At 51.2% G+C, this 25506-nt stretch carries 27 protein-coding genes; 20 read left to right on the forward strand and 7 right to left on the reverse strand.

Going from position 1 to position 25506, the window contains the following annotated elements; translation table 11 throughout:
* Positions 1-21 precede the first annotated feature (21 nt).
* The 14 genes from DW037_RS02030 (at position 22) to DW037_RS02095 (ending at position 13969) form a co-directional block, all read left to right on the forward strand.
* Positions 22-852 (forward strand): hypothetical protein, encoded by an 831-nt coding sequence (locus DW037_RS02030; protein ID WP_118372709.1) that lies wholly within the window; start codon positions 22-24, stop codon positions 850-852.
* A gap of 132 nt (positions 853-984) precedes the next feature.
* Positions 985-1674, forward strand: a complete 690-nt coding sequence (locus tag DW037_RS02035; protein ID WP_118372710.1) for a hypothetical protein — start codon at positions 985-987, stop codon at positions 1672-1674.
* Positions 1675-1689: 15 nt separating this feature from the next.
* Entirely contained in the window at positions 1690-2643 is a 954-nt protein-coding gene (locus tag DW037_RS02040) for a hypothetical protein (protein WP_118372711.1), read from the forward strand.
* Between the two features lie 74 nt (positions 2644-2717).
* Positions 2718-3173 carry a DUF5684 domain-containing protein gene (locus tag DW037_RS02045; protein ID WP_118372712.1) on the forward strand — a complete coding sequence of 152 codons (456 nt, stop codon included), beginning with the start codon at positions 2718-2720 and terminating at the stop codon, positions 3171-3173.
* A gap of 49 nt (positions 3174-3222) precedes the next feature.
* Complete coding sequence (locus DW037_RS02050) at positions 3223-3513, forward strand: hypothetical protein (protein WP_118218995.1); 291 nt, start codon at positions 3223-3225, stop codon at positions 3511-3513.
* Positions 3514-3982: 469 nt separating this feature from the next.
* Entirely contained in the window at positions 3983-8836 is a 4854-nt protein-coding gene (locus DW037_RS02060; protein ID WP_118372714.1) for a SpaA isopeptide-forming pilin-related protein, read from the forward strand.
* An 89-nt stretch (positions 8837-8925) separates the two neighbouring features.
* The gene (locus DW037_RS02065; protein WP_118372715.1) at positions 8926-9657 is read left to right on the forward strand and encodes a class B sortase; all 732 of its coding nucleotides are present in this window, start codon (positions 8926-8928) and stop codon (positions 9655-9657) included.
* Positions 9658-9773: 116 nt separating this feature from the next.
* On the forward strand, positions 9774-9965 hold the full coding sequence (locus tag DW037_RS02070) for an antitoxin VbhA family protein (protein ID WP_118199908.1): 192 nt from the start codon (positions 9774-9776) through the stop codon (positions 9963-9965).
* A gap of 6 nt (positions 9966-9971) precedes the next feature.
* Positions 9972-10175 carry a hypothetical protein gene (locus DW037_RS10450; protein ID WP_147351994.1) on the forward strand — a complete coding sequence of 68 codons (204 nt, stop codon included), beginning with the start codon at positions 9972-9974 and terminating at the stop codon, positions 10173-10175.
* 73 nt (positions 10176-10248) lie between these two features.
* Positions 10249-10641, forward strand: coding sequence for an IS200/IS605 family transposase (gene tnpA / locus DW037_RS02075; RefSeq protein WP_118372716.1), 393 nt, complete (start codon positions 10249-10251; stop codon positions 10639-10641).
* A 3-nt stretch (positions 10642-10644) separates the two neighbouring features.
* Positions 10645-11820, forward strand: coding sequence for an IS200/IS605 family element RNA-guided endonuclease TnpB (gene tnpB, locus DW037_RS02080; protein ID WP_118372717.1), 1176 nt, complete (start codon positions 10645-10647; stop codon positions 11818-11820).
* Positions 11821-11916: 96 nt separating this feature from the next.
* Positions 11917-12222, forward strand: coding sequence for a Fic family protein (locus DW037_RS10875; protein WP_158571904.1), 306 nt, complete (start codon positions 11917-11919; stop codon positions 12220-12222).
* Between the two features lie 306 nt (positions 12223-12528).
* On the forward strand, positions 12529-12711 hold the full coding sequence (locus DW037_RS02090) for a type II toxin-antitoxin system Phd/YefM family antitoxin (RefSeq protein ID WP_118372719.1): 183 nt from the start codon (positions 12529-12531) through the stop codon (positions 12709-12711).
* A gap of 13 nt (positions 12712-12724) precedes the next feature.
* Positions 12725-13969, forward strand: a complete 1245-nt coding sequence (locus tag DW037_RS02095; RefSeq protein ID WP_233542217.1) for a hypothetical protein — start codon at positions 12725-12727, stop codon at positions 13967-13969.
* Between the two features lie 523 nt (positions 13970-14492).
* Here the strand turns inward: DW037_RS02095 and DW037_RS02100 are convergent.
* The 3 genes from DW037_RS02100 to DW037_RS02110 form a co-directional block, all read right to left on the reverse strand.
* A complete protein-coding gene (locus tag DW037_RS02100) occupies positions 14493-14930 on the reverse strand; it encodes a zinc-ribbon domain-containing protein (protein WP_118372721.1) in 438 nt (145 codons plus the stop codon).
* Positions 14931-15035: 105 nt separating this feature from the next.
* Positions 15036-15491 (reverse strand): hypothetical protein, encoded by a 456-nt coding sequence (locus DW037_RS02105; RefSeq protein WP_118372722.1) that lies wholly within the window; start codon positions 15489-15491, stop codon positions 15036-15038.
* An 83-nt stretch (positions 15492-15574) separates the two neighbouring features.
* Complete coding sequence (locus DW037_RS02110) at positions 15575-15964, reverse strand: hypothetical protein (RefSeq protein ID WP_118372723.1); 390 nt, start codon at positions 15962-15964, stop codon at positions 15575-15577.
* A 133-nt stretch (positions 15965-16097) separates the two neighbouring features.
* Here DW037_RS02110 and DW037_RS02115 point away from each other — a divergent pair, with 133 nt between their 5' ends.
* Positions 16098-17030, forward strand: coding sequence for a glycosyltransferase family 2 protein (locus DW037_RS02115; RefSeq protein WP_233542218.1), 933 nt, complete (start codon positions 16098-16100; stop codon positions 17028-17030).
* A 66-nt stretch (positions 17031-17096) separates the two neighbouring features.
* On the forward strand, positions 17097-18317 hold the full coding sequence (locus DW037_RS02120; protein ID WP_118372725.1) for a hypothetical protein: 1221 nt from the start codon (positions 17097-17099) through the stop codon (positions 18315-18317).
* Between the two features lie 86 nt (positions 18318-18403).
* On the opposite strand, the gene DW037_RS02125 is transcribed toward DW037_RS02120, so the two are convergent.
* From DW037_RS02125 to DW037_RS10455, 4 genes are all read right to left on the reverse strand, one after another.
* On the reverse strand, positions 18404-19489 hold the full coding sequence (locus DW037_RS02125; RefSeq protein ID WP_118372726.1) for a HipA domain-containing protein: 1086 nt from the start codon (positions 19487-19489) through the stop codon (positions 18404-18406).
* Complete coding sequence (locus tag DW037_RS02130) at positions 19490-19729, reverse strand: hypothetical protein (protein WP_118372727.1); 240 nt, start codon at positions 19727-19729, stop codon at positions 19490-19492.
* Positions 19730-19890: 161 nt separating this feature from the next.
* Complete coding sequence (locus tag DW037_RS02135; protein ID WP_158571906.1) at positions 19891-20385, reverse strand: BspA family leucine-rich repeat surface protein; 495 nt, start codon at positions 20383-20385, stop codon at positions 19891-19893.
* Between the two features lie 557 nt (positions 20386-20942).
* Positions 20943-21431 (reverse strand): hypothetical protein, encoded by a 489-nt coding sequence (locus tag DW037_RS10455; protein ID WP_147351995.1) that lies wholly within the window; start codon positions 21429-21431, stop codon positions 20943-20945.
* A 98-nt stretch (positions 21432-21529) separates the two neighbouring features.
* On the opposite strand from DW037_RS10455, the gene DW037_RS02140 reads away from it, so the two are divergent.
* The 4 genes from DW037_RS02140 to DW037_RS02155 all read left to right on the forward strand — a co-directional run bounded on the left by DW037_RS02140 (position 21530) and on the right by DW037_RS02155 (position 25505).
* Positions 21530-22087 (forward strand): hypothetical protein, encoded by a 558-nt coding sequence (locus DW037_RS02140; RefSeq protein WP_118372729.1) that lies wholly within the window; start codon positions 21530-21532, stop codon positions 22085-22087.
* Between the two features lie 297 nt (positions 22088-22384).
* Positions 22385-23374, forward strand: a complete 990-nt coding sequence (locus tag DW037_RS02145) for a hypothetical protein (protein ID WP_118372730.1) — start codon at positions 22385-22387, stop codon at positions 23372-23374.
* Positions 23371-23718 (forward strand): hypothetical protein, encoded by a 348-nt coding sequence (locus DW037_RS02150; RefSeq protein WP_118219615.1) that lies wholly within the window; start codon positions 23371-23373, stop codon positions 23716-23718. Before DW037_RS02145 ends, DW037_RS02150 begins: the two co-directional genes overlap by 4 nt.
* Before the next feature lie 77 nt (positions 23719-23795).
* Positions 23796-25505, forward strand: coding sequence for a hypothetical protein (locus tag DW037_RS02155; RefSeq protein ID WP_118372731.1), 1710 nt, complete (start codon positions 23796-23798; stop codon positions 25503-25505).
* Position 25506 lies beyond the last annotated feature (1 nt).

The raw sequence follows: 25506 nt of genomic DNA on the forward strand, positions 1-25506 counted from the left end.
AGCGAACGGAGGTCTAGGGTTATGACACAGGTAGTGTATGGTCAAAAAGGCTATTTAGGTTCCTCGATGAGCGTACGTGCAGCCGAGGCGTATGAGCAGGGCGAGATGCCGATCAGCAGATGGACCAAGACTGCAATCATCCAGGCGGTCAAGGACTACTGTTTCGATTTCGACTTGGCTTACGATCCGGATATCGAAAAGAAGACGAAAGACGAACTCGCTAAAGAATTTCTCGAGTATAAGTCATGGCATCATTCCAGTCGAACCGCCCGAGAGGTCGAGTTTTTCGGTCTCAATGAAGATGCCGTCTGCCGGAGCTTCGAACCGATGAGCCAAGAGCAGGTTATCGAACGCGATAGGCAGATGGCGGCCGAGCAGGCTACACAGGAAGCACGACTTCAATTCATGAATGCTCGCGAAAAAGAATTCGAGCAGAAATTTGGATGTAACCCATCGAGCGTTCTGGCCTATGAGGCCGTTCATCCCGAGATGTGCACGCGGTACATCGCACGACGCAAGAAAACCGAGATGATTTCTTACCGATTGCCAGCTGAAGCAGTCAAGGCCGGTATGAAAGAAGAACAGGTCTGCCCTCTCGCATATGCCGGGCATAGCCGTGTCGGCTATTTCGACGTCTTCATGCAGGGAACAGGGAAGAAACGGCATTGGGAGGATGTTGACTTCGAGGCTCTTACTGAAAAATTCGATAAGGCTGCCGAGAAGGGGAAGCGTGCGAAAATGCAACCAAAGGCGAGACTCGATGCAAAAAAGACTTGCGTCGATGAAGCGATGAGGGTGATGCGGGAACAAACCGACAATTCAGGCGACAAAGAACAGGAGAATCAAAAATGAGTTTCACAATGGAACAATTTAAGTAGTGGGAAATCAGATTGGGGGGCTGGCTTCCCTCCTTTTGCGTTCGTTGTAACTGACATGAATACATGGTATAATAGTACTAGCTACAAAACATAGGGAGGAACGCAAATGAACAAGTTGGAACTTGAGCTGGATGAGAAAAAAGTGCTTGCTGATGGTGAGTATAACCTTGATGAGCTTTACGGATATATCAACTACATCGCCGTGACCGAGAAGGGACTTCGCAAGGAAGGGAACTTCTACATCGAGAATGATCCGGTTGACGACGGTTTTGGAATGATTGCTGCTGTCGAGCTGATTCTTCTCCGGAACGATTGGTTCCGGAAATACGTGAAAACACTCAACTGCTACTGGTGGAATGAGGAAACAAACAGTTTCGATGTTGAGGATGGGATTGAGGAAGCCGTGAGAAATTGGGGTTCATTTCATTCGGGCACCTATTCCTCCCCCACCGTCATCCGGAAAGATGCGATTCCGATACACAAGCTGGAACTCATCTTGGATGAGCAGAGAATCATCGACGACGGGCTTATCAGGATCGATGATGTGAACAATTACCTCACAAAGCTGATCGTCGAGACAAATGGTCTTCGCAGGGAGGGAAACTTCTATATCGAGGAGAATCCTGAAGACGGTCTGGGTGCAATCACCCATATCGCCCTCTGTCTCTCGAAGCAGAACTGGTTCAGGAACTACGTGAAGGTCCTGAAGTGCTATCGTTGGAATGCCGATACGCAAGATTTCGATATCGAGGATGCGATTCAGGATATGATTTTTGCCGATTTTCCAGTCAGCTAATATTTTGGAGTGTCCATGGGAAAGACGTTAAAGAAATATCTACTTTTTGATCTTGACACCACCGCTCTTAAAGAAGAGTTCGGACCAAAGAGATATACAGTTGCCTATTCCATGATCAGACAATTCCTAGAAAACTGTGGCTTCGAACACAAACAAGGGTCTGGGTATCTTTCCGCTGAACCGATTTCTCTCAACCAAACAATCGTTATCTACCAAGCCATGACAGAAGAAATGCCATGGCTTGATTCATGTTCCAAGACAATGGACGTCGGAAATGTCAGGGGATTTTACAACCTAAAGACGTTGTCGCAAAACCTCGTCGCCGACAATGCCGTCGATAACTCACAACTTGAGCTTGCTGATTTTGATAGAGCTTTTCCGACGGTCGATATCTCTCACGATGAAAGCATGCCACGACGATATCTGATGTTTGACCTAGACTCCGCTAGCCTTAAGAAGGAGTTCGGGCCAACACGATACACTTTGGCATATTCCGACCTAAGAGAAGCACTTGAAAATCGCGGTTTCGAGCATAGACAAGGCTCTGGATACCTCTCAAAAGCTCCTATTTCTAAAAACAAATTGATCGTGCTCTACGATTCGCTTGTTGAAGAACTTCCTTGGCTTAACACTTGCTCTACAGCTATGCATTTTGCAGATATCGGCAAAACCTTCAATTTGAAAACCCTTGCAAGAAACAGTAGCGCCTCAATCTCTGATGTAGAATTTTTTAGAAATCAAGGTACACAAAAAAGAACATCGCGTGCGAGCGCTGAATCAAAAACCCAGTCAGCTCATGCCACCGGAAAAGACAACATCATTCAATTTGCGCCTCGTCAAAATGGCAAAGATATTCCCTCTTCGAAAGGAACTTCTCTTGCCTCTAAATCGCAGAAATACGTTGCTATGGCAAATGCCCTCAATGCTGCTTCGAAAAGCTACGTGTATCGTAACGAAGTTGCACGGTAGCTGATAGAATTAGCGTAATGAAGAAGCTGCGCATATGGATCGTGTACAGTATGAACAATCGGAAGGTTTAGATAATGGATATTTACTCTACCCTGCTCGGTGCGTCTTTCATTACGCTGATCGTGTTGTTCGGCATCGCGATTGTGACGCTTGTCGGCAAGTGGAAGGTGTATGCCAAGCTCGGCATGCCGGGTTGGTACTCCCTCATCCCCGTCTTCTCCGACTACAAGCTCTGCGAGCGAGTCCGTGGCGGCGAGGAGAACAAGACATTCCTCATGGCATATCTCATTGTGCTGATCTGCTCGTGGGTGCTCTGTTGGGCGCCGGCGGTCAACTGGATTCTCATCATTGCACAGTTCGTGATGAACATCATCGTCCTCAATGATCTTGCCCGCACTTTCGGTAAGGAGTCCGCCTATACGATCGGTCTCGTTCTGCTCGGTATCGTGTTCTGGCCGATGCTCGGGTTCGGCGAAAGCGAGCCTGTAGACACTGAGGATGACAGCGATACGAACTACGAGGTGCTTTAGCTGAAATTCGCAAGCGCTTGCGAATTTAAATATCTGAAAGGAAAATTTGATGCATTCCTATTCTGCCCTGCCTGGTGCGTTTTTCTTTACGCTGGTCTTGCTGCTCACCATCGCGTTCGTGACTCTTGTCAGTAAGTGGAAGGTGTATGTCAAGCTCGGCATGCCAGGCTGGTACTCTCTCGTTCCCATCTTTTCCGACCGCAAGCTTTATGAGCATGTTCGTGGCAACAAGGAGAACAAGACGCTTCTCATGGCGTATCTCATCATTTCACTCCTCACCATCGCACAGCTTGCGGCGATCATCATCTTCCTTAACAACCTCGTCCAGATATTCGTCTAGATGAAATTCGCAAGCGCTTGCGAATTTGACTGAATCGGCCACCGGGTATTTGCCTGGTTGTTTTCTTTTAGAGTTAACAGGGCTACCGTCAGTACGGCGATAGCCCTGTTTGCTGTCTTTATCAAAACCGTCGTAAAACCGCGGAATCTATGGATGAAATAGTTCCAAGTGAACGATATGGATAAGCCATGCCACTGGTCTAAATCTATCCTTACATTCAGACTCGCCATAAAAGGCGGGGCTTTTTCTGTTTGCAACTCCTCAGGTTGAAACGTGGTTGTTTGATAAGAGGTATACGATTGTTGAAACGGCACGTGAAGCGGGCCATTTGCAAAGGCACCGCGACGTGGAAATTGGTAAAATATCAAATCGATCCTCTTGAATACGCTGCAAGAGTTGCAGCCGGAAAAGGAAAGGAATGATGTAAGACATGAACGAAACAGACAACAAGCAAAAGAAAGGAGGAGGCATGTTCGACAGGATCAGGAAGCTTGGACGGCGCATCGCAACGCTTACGGTAGGCACCGTACTCGTGATGTCGCAGTGTCTCGGTAGCTTCGGTGCCACGCTCGCACCCACGACGGCATACGCCGCGGACTCGCAAACGATCACGGGCAACTGCTCGATCTACTGCACGAATGCGCTCTCTGCAACGCAGTATACAACCGTTACCGCGCAATTCAACGTCACCATGCCGGATGGCAAGGTATATCAAGGCCATTGCCTCAATCACGGAGATGCGCTTCCGAAAGACGGAACCTATACCTTCACCGGAACGCGCAATGCGAATGGTTCGTACAACATTACTGTCAACAGCCGCTACCACTTTTCCAACCTGAGCCAGATCCACCCGACCCAGGCTGCAAACTATATCGGCGTACCCTACGGTTACACGCAGGCCGTCGGTGGATTCGAGTACAGCCCCAACGTCAACGTGACCTTCAGTAAGATCTCCGCCGATGCCAAGGTGACGGACGGCAACGGCGAGTACTCCTATGCGGGCGCAGAGTACGATATCTACCGCACCCGTGACAACGCGCTGGTCACCCATATCACCATGGACGGCAACGGCCATGCCAGCTACCAGCTCGACCCGAACGAAAGCTATTACGCCGTCGAGACCAAGGCCCCGCAGGGTTTCCAGAAGTACGAGGGACATATCGAGTTCTCGACCGGTAACAGCGCCGGGGAACAGCAGCTCAAGGACGACCCTGGGTATGTGAAAATTACCGTTGCCAAGAAGGATTCCGCTACGAGCGGAAATCCCCAGACTAGCCTTTCCCTTGAAGGTGCAGAATACAAATGCACTTCCATCTCGACCCCTGGCTGGGAAGCGACCGGAAAGACTGATGCGAACGGTGTTTTGTGGTTCGATCGTGTTCCTCTCGGTGAAATTCAGATCGTGGAAACCAAGGCACCCGCCGGTTACAAGTTGGACACTACCGTCCATTCATATACGGTTAATGCCGGCCAGTGGATTGATGCCACCAAGGTTGACGGCGGGGCCATCGAGCTTGAGCCGGAGGATGATTTCGCCGAGAACCCGCAGGCGTTCGATGTCGAGATCGCCAAGACCAAGGGCGGCGAGGACGACAGCTGGGAGTCCGACAACGGCCATGGCAAGCCTGCCGTCGGCGTGCAGTTCCAAATCATCTCGAACTCCACCGGCAAAGTCATCGGCACGCTGACCACCAACGAGAGCGGATTCGCCTCCACCAAGGATGCCGATACCTGTGACGAGACTTCCATCTCCGAGGACAAGACGGATGATGCAACCCGTCCGTGGTTCGGCGAGGGCAAGCGTAATGCCGGCATCGACGGCGCGTTGCCAATCGATCAGAAGGGCTACACAATCCACGAGGTGGATTCCACGGTGCCCGAGGGCTATGACCATGTCGATGACTGGACTATCTCGGCAGATGAAGAGGTCAACCAGAGTACGAAGTACTACTCCGTAATCGACAAGACGTTGACGAGCCGACTCCAGATCGTTAAATGCGACGCGGAGACGGGCAACACGGTTCTGCTCTCCGGCTTCAAGTTCCAGATCCTCGATGCTGACGGCAAGGTCGTATCGTTTGACGATCCGTATGACGTGAACGCCAAGGTCGATACGTTCACCACCGACGCGAATGGTCAAGTTTCCATGCCTGGAAAGCTGAAGTCCGGCAAGTACGCCGTCAAGGAAATCACCACCTCCGCCCCGTATCTGCTCAACAGCGAGACGGTCGGCTTCGAGGTCTCCAAGGATTACAAAGACGCCTCTCCCATCACCGTCGTAAAGGTCTTCGACAGGCAGGCTATGGGGCAGGCGACCATTACCAAGTCCTGCGCCGATGACGGCAAGAATCTCAAAGATGCAGAGTACGATGTCGTCGCGCAGGAGGATGTCGTCTCCCCCGATGGTACCGTGCGTGCGTCCAAGGGACAGGTCGTCGATCATGTGACCACCGGTGACGATGGAACCGCCACCACCAAGAAACTCTATCTCGGTTCCGGTTCCGCAACCTATGCCTTCATCGAGACCAAGGCTCCGAAGGGCCATGTGCTCGATACGACCCCGGTCGAGTTCACCCTTTCCTATAAGGACGACAAGACCGATCTCGTGACCGCTTCCGTAGAGCAGAAGGACAAGCCGACCAAGGTAAAGGTCAACAAGACCATTCTCGGTACCGATGATGTCCTCGCCGGAGCCAAGTTCGACATTTGGAACATCGATGACCAGGAGACCTTCCAGACCGGAACTTCCGTCGCAATCCGTGCCGATGAGGGCAAAGAGGTCTCCGTCAAGCAGAATGTCTCCTCTTCCACCGTCACGGTCAATTCGAATGAATATTCGATTGTCCTGAAGGACAAGGACGGCAGGGAGATCGAGGTCGGAAGCGATACGGCTGTCGAAGCCGGTGACTACACCGTCGTGGCTAAGAAGGGCGACGATGAAGTGAAGCTTTCCGACGCCACGATTTCCGTAGACAAGGGTAAGTCCTATACCGTCGCCATCAAGAACCATATCTTCGGAACTTCCGCTGAACTCAGCGAGACCGGTGATTCGGTGCCGAATGTGAATCTGATGTGGGATGCCGCCCGCAAGGCATACACCACCGACAAGGCCCTTGCCTCCGGCAAATACACCGTCTCCGTCGATGGCGGCGCGGTTGGAAAGATTTCCGTCAAGAACGGCGAGATTGCCTACGCATCCATCTCCGATGGCAAGGTCAAAGCCGAGCCCGTCCTCCTCAAAGACGGCAAGAAGTTCACCGAGCGCACCACGGACGCGAAGGGCGAGTTCGACGTGAAGCACCTCACCACCGGTTCCTACCGCATGGTCGAGACCGAGGCTCCCGCCGGCTACATCGAGAACCCGAACGTTTTCGCCTTCACAGTCGATTCCGACGGCATGACCGAGGGCGTGACCGAGTACACGATCGATGTCACGGACGACTACACTAAGCTGCATGTCTCCAAGCGCGATATCACGAATGAGGCCGAAATCGAGGGCGCGAAGCTCACGCTCAAGGATTCCGATGGCAAGGTCATTGATTCGTGGACTTCCACCACGGAGGACCATGTGATCAATGCCCTCGCGCCCGGCAAGTACACGCTCACCGAAGAGCGCACGCCGCACACTTATGATGTAGCGGAGTCCATCGATTTCACCGTGGAGAAGACCGGCGAGATCCAGACCGCCGTCATGTACGACAAGCCGATCTCCATCAAGGGCGAGATCGACAAGCGCCAGGAGATCGCTGACCCCACGCATCCGTATACGGAGGCTAACGGGGACGGCGAGAACAACGCCGATACCAGCACGTCAGATGACGGAAGCTATGATTACACCCTCGATTTCCGCTCCACCTCTAACACCTGGACGGATGAGTTCACCGTCGAGGACGACCTTTACGGAGTCATGACCGGTAAGGCCACCCTCGATTCAATCACGACCCCGCAGGCGTACAAGGACTTCGATGGCAAGATGAACGTCTGGTACAAGACCGATCAGACACCATCCGATTACTCCGACGAATCCGGTGCCAACCAGACCCTTTCCGACGGACACGGCAATCCGTGGCTCACCGACGAGTCCAATTCCGAAACCCTTGGCGAAGACGGCCGCAAGATCGATTACACCGGCTGGAAGCTTTGGAAAGCCGACGTGTCCACCACCGAGGCCGAGGATCTTAAGGTGTCCGACCTCGAGCTTGCCGAGGGCGAGCACGTCACTGCAATCCGTTTCGAGTACGGGCGCGTCGAATCCGGCTTCACCACGCGTGAGGACGATTGGGACCGTGACGGCATCAAGGACTCCCATGATGACGTGAACGACGCAACCGAGACCGCCAAGGGCAACGGTTCGTACTCCGATGGGGTCTCCATCCTCGTCGATCTCGACGGCTCCGGCAAGTTCACGGCATTCGGCAATAACGGTCTCGGCGGTAAGATCAAGCAGAAGGATGGCACCTATACCTGTAAGGACGGGGATACCGTCTATTCCCTCACCCTGAACAAGGACGGGTCCGCCTCCGCGAAGATGACCGATAAGGACGGCAAGGAGACCAAGGTCGACCTCGCCGCCGGTCAATTCAAGATCAGCGAGGGCGTTTCCGGTGACTATGCACCGGCTATCGTCCATATGAAGGTCACCGACGATTACCGCGATGGCGACTCCTTGGAGAATTACGCCAAGGTCGACCTCTACCGCAACGGCGGTGGCGAGGACCAGCTCGAGGACCATGACGATGACAAGGTGAAGCAGACCCCGAAGTCCGATTCCGCCATCATCGGCACCACGCTCACCGGCGAAGACGGCAAGCACACCGTCAAGGTCGGCGAGAAGGTCGAGCTCACCGATACCGTCTCCTACACGAATATCGAGGCAGGTGTCGAGCATACCGTCACCGGTACGCTTATGGATAAGACCACCGGCGCTCCCCTCTCCGATGGGGACGGTAACCCACTCAGCTCGAGTGTCACCTTCACTCCGGAGGAGAAGGACGGCACCGTCGAGGTCAAGTTCACCGTCGATACGACACATCTGGACGGCCACGATCTCGTGGCATTCGAGACGCTGACCACCAAGGAAACGGAAACCGACAGGGAGACCGGCGAGAAGACAACCGTCGACAAGACCGTTGCCGAGCACAAGGACATCGACGATGCGAACCAGACCGTCACCGTCACCAGCGACAAGTCCTCGATGGCTCAAACCGGCCGCAACATCCTGATCGGCGCCGCAATCGCGGCTGCCGTCGCCGCCGGTGCGGGCGGTACGTATATCTACCGCAAGCGCCATCAAATCGATGACGCCGACGATATGATGGAGTAACCTTTAAGAGGGGCTTCCATCGCCTACTGAAGGGGCTATTCGGGGCAACCCGATGGCCCCTTTTTCACTAAAAAGGAAAGGAATTGAACATGACGAAAAAGAAAAGGATAAGCAAGATCGTTAACGGGATGCTGCTCGTCATCTGCATCCTATCCGCGGCCGCAGCCCTTCTGCTGGGAGGAGAGACGGTTAAAGAAGGCTGGGAATACGATAGCCTCGCAAAGGACGCTGAGGCTCAGACGGCAGACGGAATCGACTGGACCATGCTTCGCGGCCGCAATCAGGATATCGCGGCTTGGCTCAGGGTCGAGGGAACAACTATCGACCTTCCCGTCGTAAATACACGTAAGGGAGACCCCGCGGACTTCTATCTGAGCCACGATTTCGACCGTAATCCGTCTTTCGCCGGTTGCCCATACCTAGACGCAAGGGGTACGGCAGACGGACCACACGCACTCGTATACGGACACCACATGGGGTTTACCGGTCAGATCTTCTCCCCTATTTTCGCGACCTACAGGCAAGCGGAATTCGACAAGATCGGCGAGATGTATTGGTTCACCCCCGATAAAGGACGGCAGGTTCTCAAACCTGTCATGGCGATGTCTGTCGATAAGAAATACCAGCCAATCCAGACGTTCGATTTCACTTCCGCAGAGGAAGTACGGTCGTGGCTTTTGGATATGAAAAAAGACGCGACCGCCGTCAGTGATGACTGCGACGCCACGATTGCAAACGCAACCCGCGCAATCACACTCGTCACCTGCTCTTCGATGAATACGGGCGGTCGAGCGAGAACGCTTCTTATTTTTGTTCATTGACACTCCCCATAGATAAATCCAGGGGCTTTACGACGGTCTCGGTAAGGGCGTAGTACACTTGTATCATAATACAGACATGGTATAATGATATTATACTTTTAGAAAGGAGCAAAAGAATGATCAAAAAAAACGATCGCCCAAAGTTTGTTGCAGAAGCTATATATACGAACACCTTGGAAGGTAAAAGAGTTTCTGATTTCTTTCTTGAAGAAGCAAGCAGGTATTGCAACGATGAAATCGACCTTGCTGAATTTGATCGCCGCCTTTGCAAGCACTACGGCATTTCACCGTCTCAGCTAGAAAGGTAGCCACCTATGTCCTTTGTCGACCCATATATTGATACTGAAACAGGACTTCTCATCAATTCGATAGGTGCAAAAACTCAATCAGAACTCGATCAAATAGAAGCGGACTTCGTTTCTATTGGGCTTTTGAAGTTATATGACGAAAAATTTAGAGTCAGCTATTCTCTTGAAGACCTGCAATATATCCATGCTTCTTTATCTAAACCGTCGTAAAACCCCTGGTTTCAACTACGGGGATATAAGACGGTAGATATTATGCAGCTCAATACTGTATAATATCTATACCATGAAGTACAAGAGTAACCGCAACATAGTTTTCTCCTGCAACTACCATGTGGTCTTCTGCCCGAAGTACCGTCGGCCCGTCCTCGTGGACGGAGTCGACGAGCGCTTCAAGGAGATCGCATGGGAAGTCGCCGACGAGCTCGGGTTCGAGATTGCCGAGATGGAGGTCATGCCCGACCACGTCCACCTGCTCCTGTCAATCGATCCCCAGCTGAGCATCCACCGGGCGATCAAGCGCATCAAGGGGAGGTCAAGCCACGACCTGCGCGAGGAGTTCCCGTGGCTCAAGAGCCGTATACCGACGCTCTGGACGAACAGCTACTTCGTGTCGACCGTGGGAGGTGCACCGCTCGCGCAGGTGAGGAAATACATAGAGAGACAGAAGGAGGTCTAGCCGATGGAACGCGGATTCAAATACCGAATTTACCCGAATGAGTCACAGCGCGACCAGATCGCGCGGATGTTCGGTTGCTGCCGCTTCGTGTACAACCGCGCCCTCGATGTCAAGAAGACCGCCTACAGCGAGACCGGGAAGAGTATCGCCACCAATGATCTGATCAAGATGATCCCTGCGTGGAAGCGCGACCCCGAGACCTCCTGGCTCGCGCAAGTGGACTCCATGGCGCTCCAGCAGTCCATCCGCGACCTCGACCGCGCCTACAAGAACTTCTTCCGACGCGTGCGCGAGGGCGGGAAGCCGGGCTTCCCCAAGTTCAAGTCGCGCCGGCACGCCCGGCAGTCCTACCGCACCAACGGCGGCAAGGTCCTCGACCGCAACCATATCGCGCTGCCGAAGCTCGGGACTGTCCGGGCTAAGGTATCCCGACCGCTCCAGGGGCGTTTCATGTCGGTCACGGTCTCCCTGGACGCGGCCGGCCGTTACTTCGCCACCTTCCTCTGCACCGACGTGCCGGCTAAGAACACGACCGCGACCGACCGGGAGGTCGGAATCGATCTCGGCGTCGAGACGCTTGCGACTCTCTCGGACGGCACGAAAATCGAGAATCCGCGTCATCTCAAGAAATACGAGCGCAAGCTCGCGCGGGAGCAGCGCAGGCTCTCCCGCAGGAAGGGCGCACGCAGGGGCGAGAAGCCGAGCGGCAGGTACATGAAGCAGCGGAAGAGGGTCTCCAGGATCCACGCCAATATCGCCGATGCCAGAACCGATGCCCTTCACAAGGTCACGACCATGCTCGCGGACGAGAACCAAGTCCTGTGCATGGAGGACCTGAATGCCAAGGGCATGGTGCGAAACCATCATCTGGCGAAAGCCGTGTCGGATGCCTCGTTCGGTGAGTTCGCACGGCTGCTTGAGTACAAGTGCGCCGAGCGTGGGCGCTCCCTTGTCAAGATTGGCCGCTTCTACCCGTCGAGCAAGACCTGCTCGGCCTGCGGGCACAGGCTCGACGCCCTGCCGCTGTCGGTGCGGTCGTGGGACTGCCCCGTGTGCGGTGCGCACCACGACCGCGACGTCAACGCGGCGAGAAACATACTGACGGAAGGGAAACGCATCCTCTCCAACACGCAAGGTACCGCGGGGCACGCGGGAACCGTGGCGGCTATAACCGCCTAAACGCTCGGGGAGAGGACGTAAGACCCTAGAGGACTATATCGGTCCCCGACGGCAGACCTCGCAGAACTGAGAATCCCCTGGTTTCAACTACGGGGAGTGTCAATTGGCAAAGTATATCCGTGGGCTGGACAAATCAGAACTGTTGAAATACACAAAGTTGGAGATCCAGACAATTCTAATTTTGCGCCTTCGGCCCTAATCGAACCAGCTTTCTATAATTCAATGCAAGAACTTGGTGAAGACCATAATCTCCAAGGTTTAAATCAATTATCGTTTGCCGATCGTCTTGCATACCATTTTTCAAATGTGAACTATATTCATCCTTTTAGAGAAGGTAACGGGAGGACTCAAAGAGTGTTTTGGTCACTATGCGCAATGGAAGCAGGATATGACTTAGATTAGACTTCTGTTAGCAGTCGAGACATGGACAGTGCGTCTAAAATTGCCAGGCTCAATGACGACTTGACTGCCTTAAAAGCAATTTTCAAGGAAATTGCCATACCGTTTAATAAAAACAGCAGTCTACCTATAGACGCTGTTTACAAAAGACTTCTTCGAGTAAGAAACCATTTGTCCATGCAAGCAGACAGAACATATGATTTAACTGAAAAGTATATTAGATAACTCCAAAAATAGCGTTAAAAACAGCGCTATTGTGGTATAAGAACTGTAGATATAGGTACGGGTTCAGTTTTAGAAGGCGATACAATGGACAGCGATATTCCACTGATGCTTGGAATCTCACAAGTCAAACGGGATTTCTCCCGCATCGCAAAAGACGTGGCGACGACTGGAAAGCCGATCGTCGTCCTGAAGGGAAGCAAGCCGATCGTTCAGATCGCACCGCTCCCGAATTCATCCATCCAGGATGAAGCACCAAAGACAGCATAAGGAGGATATGCAAATGGATGATATGAACATGAACAACGAGCCGCCCGTTTACGACAGCGGCGATATGAAACCGACAGACCCCATCCCCACCGAGGGCGAGAACGATGCCGGTCTCACCGAGGAACTTCCGGTGTATGGGGATACGTCGACCGGTGACCGAGGCGGGCGCAAGAAGATCATCGCGATCGCCGCAGGCGTCGTGCTCATCGCCGGTCTCGGTATCGGCGCATTCGCGTTGAGTTCCCATAAGACAGCGAACACTCAGCCGGCCGAGCAGGAGCAAACCGTCGCACCGGTCAAGGACAACTCTGAGGAAAAGACGGACAATCTGTCGACTTCCGATATCGCCAAGCTATGCTCGACGCTCAAGCTGGACGATGCCGATCTGTCGATCGCTTCTGATCAGGTACGGGTCGATGCCAAAAGCGGCCGCGTCCTCGTGACCCAGGTTTCCGAGGACGATGCAGCCAAAATGGTCGATTCGACCGCACGCCGATCCGCCGCCCTCGCTGCCGTACTCAACGGAAAGAAAATCAAGGGCGTCAGTGCCGTCGATGTGACGTGGGTTACCACTGACAAGGACGGCAACATCAAAGTCGCCGTCGCATACGATGTCACAAAGGCACCGACCGGAGGATCAACAGTCGACATCATCAACGGATCCGGCGGACATGTGATCGCCGATGACATCTGGTCCACCGATGGCGTGCATGACCAGGGTTATGACCAGAATGCCGGTACCGTGAAGAAACCGGACGGAACCCCTATCTCGACTGGAACCAAGACCGAGGAGAAGAAAGAATCCGACGACAAGGACCAGAAGTCCGATGACTCCAAGAAGGAGGATAACAAGTCTTCCGATTCCTCGAAGTCGGACAACAAGGGCGATTCCTCCCAGTCCAAGCAGAATTCCGGCAATTCGCAGAGTTCCGGCAGCAACAATTCCTCTTCCAACGGCGGCAGCCAGAAGAAGTGGGTTGCCGAGCAGGGCCACTGGGAGACAGATTACAGCCAGGTCTGGGTGCCGAATGTGGTTTATACGCGCCATGAACGTTGGATCTGCAGTGCATGCCACGCAGCATTTGGATCTGCAGCCGAAATGGACGCTCACGCTCACGCTACTTTTGGCGATGCGCAGCATCCTAACGGCGGTTCTGCAATCAATGATTCGTATACCACCTCTGAGGACCAAGGACATTATGAACAGCAGGCTACGGGACAACATTGGGTTGTCGACGTCGCCGGTCACTGGGAGTAATGTACATCGTTCCTCTCCTCTTACATTTGGTAAATAGATTGTACCATAGTACCATGGCACTAGCGATGAGAATTTACCGGTAAAAAGAAAGACCTCGGGTTTAATCCGGGGTCTTTTTTGCAGGACGAAATGATACCTGATACAATCAGCAAAGGCGCGGGGTGCGCTGAAGCCCTACCCGAGTTTTCGGGGAGGTGGTCATATGGACATGCTACGTCTTTTAGTCGTAGCTCTCCTGCTTACGACCGTGCAGATCATTCTGGGTCGTTAAATTCGACCTATTAAATGACTGAAGCCGCCCCTGCAAGGACGACTTCAGTGACGAGGTGAAAGCCTCAAAACCTGTTTCTATCCACGTAGGGCGCCGGTTCTGCAAAACCGTTAAGCGCACCCTCGCGTCATCTTTAGTATAGCTGCTACTAATATTTCTACCGGTTAGTTTTGAAAATTCCCAAAAACTTTCCTGCAAAACCAATCATTGTCTTCCGTGATAGCCCAGAAACGGTATCTGCAGTCTTAATTCTTATCTTTCCTTTTTGCCATGGCAATAGGGACAGCCTTTCCCTGCCGCCCTTGAATATATGGCAGCCTCCCACTCATGCCCGCACTTTCCCAACCACCACGCCTTCTTGTTGGATTTTCCGGCAATCTGCATCGGGCGAAGCCTACCGTTCTTCGTGGGATGCCATTCGGCGGCCAGGCTTGGATTCACCGTGACGAGGTCGTTAACGCCTTCGACGACATGTCTCTTTGAACAATGGGGACATCCAATTCCCCTGCTCCTATTTCCGATTACCGCCTCCCACTCATGCCCGCATGTTCCTTTCCACCAGACCTTTCGGTTGGATCCGGCAGTCACCTGCGTCGGTCGAAGGCAGTTATTCTTCGTCGGATGCCACTCCGCTGCCAAATCCGGATTGACTGTCGCCAGGTCATTTTGACCGACGATTAGCTTTGCCATTTAGTTGACCTTCCCCTTTAACCAGTCTACAGCCCACCGATTATAGAGCTTAAAAAGAGTCGCCCGAAAAAGACGACTCTTTAGACCTATCAGTTTTAGATCGCACTACTTCTCTTCTGCCTTACAAGGTGTACGAGTCAACCATTTCGTCATGACAAGTTGTTTGACCGGTTCGCCATCGACATTCATCCCGCTGACAAATATCCAACGTTTACTACTCGGTCCGAGAACAGTCCATGCACGGCCATCCTCACCATACAGAATGTCGCCGAACAAGATGGGCTCCCCATCCGCATCGACAATCTCCTTACGTGCCATCGCGTGGCAGAGCTTACGGAATTTACTGAAGCGATGGGAAACCTTTTTATATTCGCCTTTAAGCGTATTGAATTCGTGGCGCAGAGAGTTCAAATCGTTTTGGAGCTTCCCGGTCTCTTTGGCCCGTTCAACCAAAACATGGAAAGCTTGCTTAGCAGCTTCTCCCGATGCACCGGGAAACACACTATCAATTGCAAACTCAATCGAACGGATGTCTTTATCGGTCACTTTCCTTTTGCCCATAGCCACTCCTATCAGCCAGGTTTTATTTATCGTCGAAATCTATTGTATCACAATACTACGACACCATAATAAAGCACTTGAAATCAGCGCGAACGCTCTAACATGTATTCAGTCAGCCAACGTCGAAAAGCATTGAGGAACGGTTGGCTGTTCTGCGTATCAGCCCATCCACAGAAGCCGATGAAGCCGTCAGCGTTGAAGCTTATCGCCTCTCGACCGTTCCACTGGTCAAGACAGTCGATCTTGATATATGCCTTCTCAAGACCACCTTCCGGCTTCATTTTGCAGCACAGGCTGTCAGACTTCCGACGTGGCGTCATGAAGTGCGGGGTCATCCCGGCACGGTGAGACCTGGCGCACTCGATGGCGATATAGCCCTGGAGGGCATCGAGATCGCAGTGGCGTATATCGTCGTAAGCAAAGCCGAGTGACGTGAAAAGCTCGCGGCAGAACGCGGAAGTAAGAACTTGCATGGTGGTGACTTTCTATTTGAGATGGTCGGATGATATTATGATAGCATAATAGGTAATGTACTATCGCACTATTGCGCTGTCACATTAACAACGTTAGCCTTATATGGAGGTTTGTATTGAAAGGAAGCCTGCATTGAGTCGAGATAAGATTGCCGTCATCATTCCCTGCTATAACGAGGCTCTTACCATCGGCAAGGTAATCGATGACTTCCGCCGCGAGCTACCCGAGGCGTCTGTCTACGTTTACGACAACAACTCGACCGACGGCACCGCCGCCATCGCCCGCTCGCGTGGCGCTGTCGTCAGACTCGAACCCCGCCAAGGCAAGGGAAACGTCTGCCGCCAGATGTTCCGAGACATCGAAGCCGACTGCTACCTCATGGTCGACGGCGACGATACCTATCCGGCCGAGGCGGCTAAAGCCCTATGCGAGCCGATTCTTGCTAAACAGGCCGATATGGTCGTGGGCGACCGTCTATCCAACGGCACCTATGCGCAGCAGAACGCCCGCGCGTTTCATGGCTTCGGAAACGATTTGGTTCGCTTCATGATTAAGTGGATCTACGGCTATGCCTATTCCGATGTCATGACGGGGTATCGGGCCATGTCCAAGCCCTTTATCAAGACGTTCCCCGTCCTTTCCGAGGGTTTCCAAATCGAGACCGAGCTCTCGATACATGCCGTCGATCATCGTTGGCGCATCCTGAACATTCCGATTGACTACCGCGACCGCCCCAAAGGCTCGGTCTCTAAATTGAATACGGTGAGTGACGGTCTGAAGGTGATCGCCATGATCGGCACGCTGTTCAAGGACTACCGCCCGTTAAAGTTCTTCTCGCTGATCGCTTTGGCGTTCTGCATCGGGGGCCTATGTGCCGGCATGCCTGTAGTGAGTGAGTACCTTGCCACCGGCCTCGTGCCCAGACTCCCGACAGCCATCTTAGCCGTGGCGTTCATGTTTATTGCCGCCCTCTCTCTGGCTACTGGATTCATTCTGGATGCCGTGGCGAAAGTCGAGCGCAAGCAATGGGAACTGCACGTATACCGTCAGGCTGAGAACGAGTGATACGGTCAGACCATGACGGTCTTTCAACTGATGCATGCTAGTTTCGTTACTAAAAGAGGGAATTATATGCGCACCAATCAAATCTATATCGCGAGGGACGGGAAGTCGGGTATGCATGTTCTCGTCAGAATCTTGGCAGTCAATGATATAGGAGTAGATTATCCTCCGATTGATCCCGACAATTTCAATAAACTCATGATGGCAAGGGATGTAAAATCGCTTGTCCTGGCTGCACGCGATCTCGGACCCATGTACATTTCAGCAAACATCCTCTCACGTCGCACTTTTATACCTAGCCATCTCCAGCAAGATATTGAGTGCGGGTTTAATCTCATTCCATCCGATCTAGAGAGCCTGCTTTCGGAATGCTATTTCGACCCATACGCAATCCCCGATGAGATAGCTGGTATGGGCTATAGGGCAATCGGCCGTACGGAAAAGAAGGCGACACGAGAGCTTATCAACGACTTCGACTTCACCATAGCCGGGGATCTGTCCTATCTGGATTCGCAGTTTCGTGCAATCGTCGAACCGCTGCACGACTGGGTCTTTGCCAGAAACCTGCTTTCGATTCTCATGCGCATCGGCGGGCTATACAGATCCGGTGCCGATCCAGACACTATTCTGGAAACCGCACGGTTCCGCCAAGTGAATCCCACAGTTCTGAAAAAACGATTCAATATAGCTACGGACACCTGCTATGTAATCCCCATCGCTTTCAATCCGATCTATCGAATGGAAAACTTAGCAGTCAAGGATATCTCCTTCGATGCTCTGCAATTCTGCCCGCTGTACGGCAGCCTTATCGATAAAAAGAATTCCTTTAGCCGAACTACGATTGAGCAATATCTTAAAGGTCCCGGCAATGAATTCGTGAAATTTCTTGCGCCGTTAGAGGCATCACGGGTCAAGAACAGATCGGACAATCATGAAAGCCATTCCGGGGAAAATAAATGGCGGTATATGGTCGTCAGCTCAAAAATGAACGACGACGCGATAAATAGCCAGATGCAACTGGCAAACCGTTTGCTTCAGGCATTTGACGGGATACTCTTCCAGCCACAACTTACGTATACGGGCGTAAAGATGGCGGAAATAGCCCCGGAACGGAAACCGAGCAATATATTGGAGGCCATGTGGCTCCTCGTCAGGAACCATCCCGGCTATTATTTTCTGACTTGCAAGCGCTGTATGCGAACGGTGCTCTCCGGCACCCAGGGCGGCGAACGTTCTTTCTGCAGCAACTCCTGTCGTGCTACTTGGAGCAAAGAACATTCGGCAAAGTAAAGGACAATGATCTGCTTGTTTTGATAGCAAAAACGGAGCCATCCTTCAACAGGACAGCTCCGTTTTTGGCGATACTATCAATACGTTTATAAACAAGAAGTATCAGATGAATCATCAAAATGACTATCTTCTACTGCTTTTATATTCAACTTATTAAGAGTCTCATCTTTACTAGCTCGGGAATTCTTTGCTTCAGCAAGTTTCTTTGCAGCTTCAGTTGAAGAAATATCTTTTGAAGCCAATGACCGATCGGGCATCCTCTTAAATTCTTTTGTAAGAATTACTATTCCTTTCTCACGACTGAGCAAATCTGCAGAATAATCAAGAATAGCCTCTTTCCGAGCCTTAATTATTCCCGTATAAAATTCCTTTTCCGCCTGATCAATTCCAGGAGTGTCCCAAATAATATTATTTATTTTGGACATATCAATTCGCGGTAGCATTCGCTCAAGAGCTCTGTTACATCCATCGTTTTCTAACGAGGATAAAAAATTGAAATAATTTATACGTCTACCGTTAATCTTAATAGAAGAAGTTGGAATACTGTACAAACGGCGATGTAAAGCCTGTTTATTATGCAAAATATCTTTTTGCATAGCTTTGCCCGCTTCTGGGAACAAACTGCTTCCGCAATCATATACGGGAGCAATACTAAGCGCGTCGTGGGTGGAATCGTATAAAAATCCCCAATTTCCATTATGTCTATCCCAGTTTCCTATTAAAGAATCCACAATAAACATATTCCAAAAATGATTCTCAAGTTCTTCCGGATCAATAACATCCTGTACATTGAAGGTCTCAAGAATATCCTTTAATTCTGTTCCATATCCACTTCTAGCAGAATCTACCATTTGATTCTTCAGAGAAGCGAAATCTTGAAGTTCAAAACCAGGTTCAACAAAATCACGACATGCTACGACAGTCTTTTCACTACCATTTATAAAATACGTACCCAATAAAGTATCTTGAGCGCTAATGCCAGTTGACTGAAAGATATGTGAACCAATATATTCAGAAATACATCCTTTTGTGTAATGCAACTCAGGGCTTCGTTCCGAAATAGAAGGAAACTTAAGCATCCAGCGTGACCCGTTTAACATAATAGAAATCTTATTTCCATTGGCTCCACCATAGCCTTTCTTAAGCTTAGGAGCATCCGTGAAATCAATCATTTAGATATCCGTTCTCTTGATTCCTAAATACTTCTTACGAAGATACCATGCCTGTTCCTCAGTAATCGAACGCTCAATCTCAGCGCTGTTAATTTCACTTTGTAGTAGGCAATAGTCACAGTCGAATTCCAAATATCCTATGTTAGCTTTCGCTTTTTCTTCTCCTTCAAGATAGGCGGCAATCGCATCTTTAAGGCAAGGATTAAGAGTTTTTTCAAACGAATTATCGATATCCATCATGATTCCTCCTCTCTTTCTTTATATAAACAATAATACTACGATATCACCAGACAAACAAGTAAGGCCGCTAAAACGACATTATCGACCTCTAATGGTCTAAAGCCTTATCCACGATTCGTCTGTGGCATCGCTTTTAAACTCATCTACTATTGCTACGCAGCCTACTGGGTGAGCTCGATACAATCCGGCGCGAGGATGCCGGGAGAATTGCGGTTGAAGTCATCCGCTAGAGTCAGATGCGGGAGCTGCCAACGTCGAAGATCCTCGTGCAAGTTTTGGCAGCCGAAGAACATCTTGTTGACATCGCTGGCGCGTGGGATGTTCCAGGTGGAGGCGCCTACCTGTTGCAGTTTTCCGCATTCCGAAAACATACGATGAAGATCTACGGCACTATGCAGGTCGCACCCTGCCATGTCGAGGCTAGTGAGCGACCTGCAGCCCTGGAACATGCAGGCGGTTCGTATAGCAGACGGTAGACCGATGGCAGGCATCAAGACCTCCTCCAAGTGCTCGCAGCCGCAAAAGAGTCCGCCGGCATGTTGGACGTCAAAGGTGTCGAGTTTTGAAAGATCGACAAACCGAAGGTTCTTGAAATCAACGAACCAGTAGTCGATCTTTTTCGGCTTAATCCCGGCATCAGCGACGAGGACGCTCATGGCCTTCTTGCATTTACTGTCCGCAGTCCAGCCATGGTCACGGCCTTCCTTTCCGATTCGAAAACAAGCGGATACGCGTTTTCCCTCGAAAACCATGCCCTTTAGGGGCAATAAGGTCCGCCTTCGATGATAGAGCGTCAGCGATCCATCATCGGATGAGTAGACGGCAAAATCATACACAGGCATATCGGAACCTCCGTGGAATCATTATCTCAATCGATGCTGCATATCGGACAGCTATGTTAGACAATCAGGAAGCTTAAACGCAGTTGACACTCCCCGTAGCTGAAACCAGGGTTTTACGACGGTTTTTCGCATTTTCAATTTGTGCTGACGCATCTGTAAAATTGGGTCCTTAATGCACTCTTCTGCCGCGCAAAACACACCAACGACATCCGTAAGTTCCATTCAATTACTCCTTCCCTTGTTGGTAATATTGTATCAAAGTACTACGCTATAGTTAAAAACCGCCACAAAAAGGGACTCCAGAATCTAATCCGGAGTCCCTTTCACTTGAGATGAGAAGCATCGAGTCATTTGGTTATTGAGGCTTAAAATTATTTCTGTCGAATTTCTTCCTTTGCCGGCATAGATTCCTTAATCCTAGATAATTTCTCGGCAGCAACAGTCGTCGAAGGAACTTTCGATGCAAGTGACTTGTCACTTAACTGTTGATGAACCATTTCGATTACTTCGCCGTTACCGATGTTTACCGGAATTGGCGGAATCCATTTCAAGACCAACTCGTCACCGAATTGACCGTCTGAACGATCCTTACGCTTGCCAACCCAGTAATGATGCCAATGAGCAATTCGAACATGCGGCGCCATGCTGCGAGTTAGCTTTGAATCAGAATTCGATACAACTCTGTTATCACGCTCGTAGCGTTTTGCCTCTCCGATCGCATGACCAATTTTCGCCCCGAGCAAAGTGACTGTCTCTAAGTTTGTCTTTGCGCCAACTTTTTGTTTGGCAATATGCCTGCTCGGGGCGTAGATGACCTGTGGATCGTTTTCGGCTGAAAGTGTAAATAGGAGAAGGTTCAAAGCACTACTGAGGCTACCGGTAAAAGCCCTGACGACATTTGGATCATCTGGTTGTAGGAATTCAATATCGGAAAAGCCTTTTTCAAAGGCTTGCTGGTTTGGCCATCGAGGATGTGCGGAAATATGCCACCGTGGATTTCCCGGTCATGGAAATATCCATCACAGATGATATCGCAAATGCGGGGAATACCAGAAAGAGCCTGGCAGAACGAATTACAGGAACCGGCCATGCGACGCGTTTCGCCGGTCGCGAATGGCTCTACTCTCCTGCAGCTAAAAAGATTCTCAAGCGTAGCTGGCATATCGAGGCAGAACCATCCGATAAACCGCTCCGCCATAAAGGAACAGATCTCGTAAGGCTGGAGACACCGCTTCCGGCAATCACGGTCTATGCCGTGAAAGGCGCACCGACAGGTGAGACCTCATGGGACAACATCGACCTCACACTCCGGGAGATATCCGAAGCGACCGTCGAGAAGCAAGAAGAGGCACTGAGGAAGAAAAGGTCACTCAGTTCCAGATGCCCTTCCTATAAAAACAGCGCACCCGCCGGCCGACAAATAAAGCAGACCGAAGATACCGGTTTTGAAACGCCGACGAAACCGCACGGGATTCTCGGAAGGCTAAAAGGCCTCTTCGACAAATTTCGGAAGTGAAATTCGCAAACGTTTGCGAATTTGGAAAGTCCACACGAAAACGGGCTGAGAAATCGCTATTATGGTTAAGAGCACGAGTTTGATCCCCTTTCTCGTGCAGGGACATCTTCTTCCCACCGATGGATGTGCCCGCTCCCCAATCTCGGGCGCATCCATCACCCATTTTGCAAATATACCAATATCCGCGTAGTCGTCATATACCATCGCCGCGCTCAATCTCTTCTCATGGTCAGGGTCATTTTTTTAATGCGAAGTGGTAGAATCTTACAAAAGATATTCAAAGAAAGGACTTATGCAATGGTTCCGAAAGTAGACCCACCGAAATTTCCAGAAATGCTGAACGCTATTACGGAGAACGTCCGAGACAGCTATGCGGGCATGGTCTTTATCGACGATCCTGAAGATCTGGACTCATGGGGGTTCACTAAAGAACAACTTGATGAACTGGACTCTTTTGCACAAAAATATGGATTGACTGACGTTCTCGAAATCAATGAATGGAATCCTGATTCCAAGCCGGATTATATCCTTTCGGCATTTTCCGGCCTCGTGGATAAGATCGACGATCTGCAGGGACGAATCCGACCAAAAGCCGATGATGTCTCGATTGAGAACTTTATCTACCTGAATCAGATCAAGGCCGATGTCCCCGAACCGGACCAGCTTGCCCATGCCGAAGAGAACGACCATATCTTCGGTTTGATCTCTAAATTTGCCGAGGGACAGGACACCGCCTTCGTCGTGCAAAAGGTCAATTTCTCCGGAACGAAACAAATCGGTGAACCCGAATATGAGCTTCTTCCTCTCGGTCCCACTTCCGGTGAGGACCTTGCCGATTTCACCGAGTGGTTCATGGATGATTTCAAGAGCGGCGTCGACTTTGGCTGCGATGAGAATCGCGAGCACCTTGCCATGCTCGCCCATACTGGTTTCTACCGTGAAGGCGAATATGTGGACCAGCTACTCACCTTCCACCAACTTGATTTTTCCAATGCACATGCCGTGACGGAAAAGTTCTCCTTTGAGGGCCGTCCGGAAAGCAATGAGTTCATGGGCGATCTCGACCAACTGTTCCATGATCCAAATTCAATCGTCAGCTCGTCAGACATCATCGACGTTATCGAAAACGGACCGATCGAAGGTGTCTCCAACGGCGGGGCGCCCTGCCGTGAACACACGAGACTTTCCGATAAAGCCGAAACCGTCAAATCTGCCTGCAGCAAAATCGCTGAGACTGAACAACGTGAACCGGGAATCGAGCAGCCGACCCAGATCGAGGCAAAATGATCAGCGAACGTGACCTCAGGCTCGCAAAGGCAATCGTCGACCCGTATATCGGCCGGGACATTATCGCTACCGCCGTACTCGGAACGAAGCTCGGGACCATGCTGAACGAGAACGCATACCGTGAAGTCGTCGACAATGCCCAGAGGCTTATCGATGGAACCGAGTGTATTCCGCAGGGCAAGACGCTCGAGTTCATTTTGCGAAATCGGTACGTCGAGACGATCAAGACCGATCGGAAAAGCGATTTGTCCCTTTCCAAGATGTGTGGGCTGTTGAAGGTCAATCGTGCCGTAGCGCGAGGCGATTGCGAGACGAATAACGAGAAGACTTACGAAGAGCGTTAAATGCGGCGCCTTCGGCACCTATGATCCGCTCGCAACGCTCGCTGATGGATTGTTTTCTACTCTACTAAGGAGGGAATATGTGGCAGGAAAAGCTTCAGGACACAGCAGCATCCCATCCATGGCTTGAGCCGCATGAAGCCATCAAACGGAAAACCCAAGCACCGGGAATGCAATTGGTAGATTGGTACGGCTTCACCGTGCCGAAAACAAAAAAGGAGATGTTTCTCAAGCAGTCCGCCCGTCGTGAAGATCTCCTTGTTGTCGGCGAGGTCGACAACATCCATTCTTTTTTCAGCGACTACGAGACGGAATGGAGATCGAATATCCTATTCGATGATCTCGACGAGGCACTGCGCTACTGTGAGGACGTCCGTTCCGGTTTCATCTCCGACATCCAGCTGCATTCGAGTTTCATCATGTACAAAGAGCCGGGATTTAAAGCCATGCCGGGTGGCGGCTTCGCCGGATGGAGCGATCTATTCTATGCGGCTCACGGCAACCTGGAATATGCCAACAAGCTCCTTTTCGATTGCCAAGCCGGTGACCGCGACGGCATGAACCCGCGCCGATGCGCAAGGGAAGACCTAGTCAACGGAGTCATTGCCGAGTTCGGCAGCGAGTACATCATGACCGGAGATGCCGGCCAGAAGAACCGTCTGAACAGCGCGGAGATCTTGCGCTTCGAACTCGATAGCGTCCCGACTGACGGAAATGGGCATATCACCGGGTATTTCCACGGTTTCCCTCTCGGTACGAGCCTGGAAGATATCAGTGCGGCGATCGACAACGTAGGCAAAGTCGAAAATTGCCATCTGGACAGGATTGATGCTCCCGAAGAACCAGAGCGTATCGAGATAGAACAAAATGTAGACGTTTCCAAGGAAAAGCCTACCGTCACCGAGATGGAAGTCTCTTCCATTCGAGAGCCCAAAAGCCATCTCACACAACCGGAGAAGTCGGTCTGGACGAACCTTGAAGTTCCTCCCGACAACGTAAGGCTCCTCACAGGTATCTCAAGGAAAACCGACAGGCCATGGTATCGTGCCGATTGCGCTCTCGGAGAGGAATCTTCAATCAAGCCAGGTGGCAAATTTAAAATCCTGCTGAGTGAGAGGCAGTACGCACGCGCCGTTGCTCAAAAAAAGACCGGTAAACCGGTCAGTCTCGGCCTGAAAACCGCCAGGTACCCAGATGGGGTCGAAATCGACGGCGAGATGGTCGCACTTGATGACCTCATTGCCGATATCAATGCCCAAAAAACCGATAGCAGTAAAACCGACCCACCATCCAAAAGTCCCGAGGAGTATCGCGGTGCCACGGAACAATCCTTTAACGGGAACGAATGGGTGAATTTTCACTTCTTCCCGGACCTGGTCGACCTTTCAAAATCCATCGACCCAGACACGGCGAGAACGGACTATCGTGCCGATGTGACATCCGAAATCGCCGGGCGAAACTGCTCATTTACCCTGCATCTCGCAAAATGGCAGTACGATAAGGCCGTCAAGGCCCAAAACCAGAACTCCCCTATCCATATCGGGATGAAGCTTAAATATATAAAGGGTGGCGTAATTCCAGTCCAGTTCGAAGGTGAACAGTCCACCCATAACTATTCTCCAAAGAAACTCGAAGAAAGCCTGCCGAAGGTGCAGAAAGCACGTTCCGTCAGCGGGTGTAGGCAGGGAAAAGGAAACCGGGTATCCTCCTATCAAGACCGATCCTATCGTTTCAAAACGAAGGAAGCATATGAACATGGACTTCCAGAAGCACACGAAAGCAGGAACTAAA

Source organism: Collinsella sp. AF39-11AT, assembly GCF_003474585.1.
GTDB lineage: Bacteria > Actinomycetota > Coriobacteriia > Coriobacteriales > Coriobacteriaceae > Collinsella.

Coding starts and splice junctions, on each gene's coding strand:
- DW037_RS02030 (WP_118372709.1), top strand. CDS start 22: ATGACACAGGTAGTGTATGGTCAAAAAGGCTATTTAGGTTCCTCGATG.
- DW037_RS02035 (WP_118372710.1), top strand. CDS start 985: ATGAACAAGTTGGAACTTGAGCTGGATGAGAAAAAAGTGCTTGCTGAT.
- DW037_RS02040 (WP_118372711.1), top strand. CDS start 1,690: ATGGGAAAGACGTTAAAGAAATATCTACTTTTTGATCTTGACACCACC.
- DW037_RS02045 (WP_118372712.1), top strand. CDS start 2,718: ATGGATATTTACTCTACCCTGCTCGGTGCGTCTTTCATTACGCTGATC.
- DW037_RS02050 (WP_118218995.1), top strand. CDS start 3,223: ATGCATTCCTATTCTGCCCTGCCTGGTGCGTTTTTCTTTACGCTGGTC.
- DW037_RS02060 (WP_118372714.1), top strand. CDS start 3,983: ATGTTCGACAGGATCAGGAAGCTTGGACGGCGCATCGCAACGCTTACG.
- DW037_RS02065 (WP_118372715.1), top strand. CDS start 8,926: ATGACGAAAAAGAAAAGGATAAGCAAGATCGTTAACGGGATGCTGCTC.
- DW037_RS02070 (WP_118199908.1), top strand. CDS start 9,774: ATGATCAAAAAAAACGATCGCCCAAAGTTTGTTGCAGAAGCTATATAT.
- DW037_RS10450 (WP_147351994.1), top strand. CDS start 9,972: ATGTCCTTTGTCGACCCATATATTGATACTGAAACAGGACTTCTCATC.
- tnpA (WP_118372716.1), top strand. CDS start 10,249: ATGAAGTACAAGAGTAACCGCAACATAGTTTTCTCCTGCAACTACCAT.
- tnpB (WP_118372717.1), top strand. CDS start 10,645: ATGGAACGCGGATTCAAATACCGAATTTACCCGAATGAGTCACAGCGC.
- DW037_RS02090 (WP_118372719.1), top strand. CDS start 12,529: ATGGACAGCGATATTCCACTGATGCTTGGAATCTCACAAGTCAAACGG.
- DW037_RS02095 (WP_233542217.1), top strand. CDS start 12,725: ATGGATGATATGAACATGAACAACGAGCCGCCCGTTTACGACAGCGGC.
- DW037_RS02100 (WP_118372721.1), bottom strand. CDS start 14,930: ATGGCAAAGCTAATCGTCGGTCAAAATGACCTGGCGACAGTCAATCCG.
- DW037_RS02105 (WP_118372722.1), bottom strand. CDS start 15,491: ATGGGCAAAAGGAAAGTGACCGATAAAGACATCCGTTCGATTGAGTTT.
- DW037_RS02110 (WP_118372723.1), bottom strand. CDS start 15,964: ATGCAAGTTCTTACTTCCGCGTTCTGCCGCGAGCTTTTCACGTCACTC.
- DW037_RS02120 (WP_118372725.1), top strand. CDS start 17,097: ATGCGCACCAATCAAATCTATATCGCGAGGGACGGGAAGTCGGGTATG.
- DW037_RS02125 (WP_118372726.1), bottom strand. CDS start 19,489: ATGATTGATTTCACGGATGCTCCTAAGCTTAAGAAAGGCTATGGTGGA.
- DW037_RS02130 (WP_118372727.1), bottom strand. CDS start 19,729: ATGATGGATATCGATAATTCGTTTGAAAAAACTCTTAATCCTTGCCTT.
- DW037_RS02135 (WP_158571906.1), bottom strand. CDS start 20,385: ATGAGCGTCCTCGTCGCTGATGCCGGGATTAAGCCGAAAAAGATCGAC.
- DW037_RS02145 (WP_118372730.1), top strand. CDS start 22,385: ATGGTTCCGAAAGTAGACCCACCGAAATTTCCAGAAATGCTGAACGCT.
- DW037_RS02150 (WP_118219615.1), top strand. CDS start 23,371: ATGATCAGCGAACGTGACCTCAGGCTCGCAAAGGCAATCGTCGACCCG.
- DW037_RS02155 (WP_118372731.1), top strand. CDS start 23,796: ATGTGGCAGGAAAAGCTTCAGGACACAGCAGCATCCCATCCATGGCTT.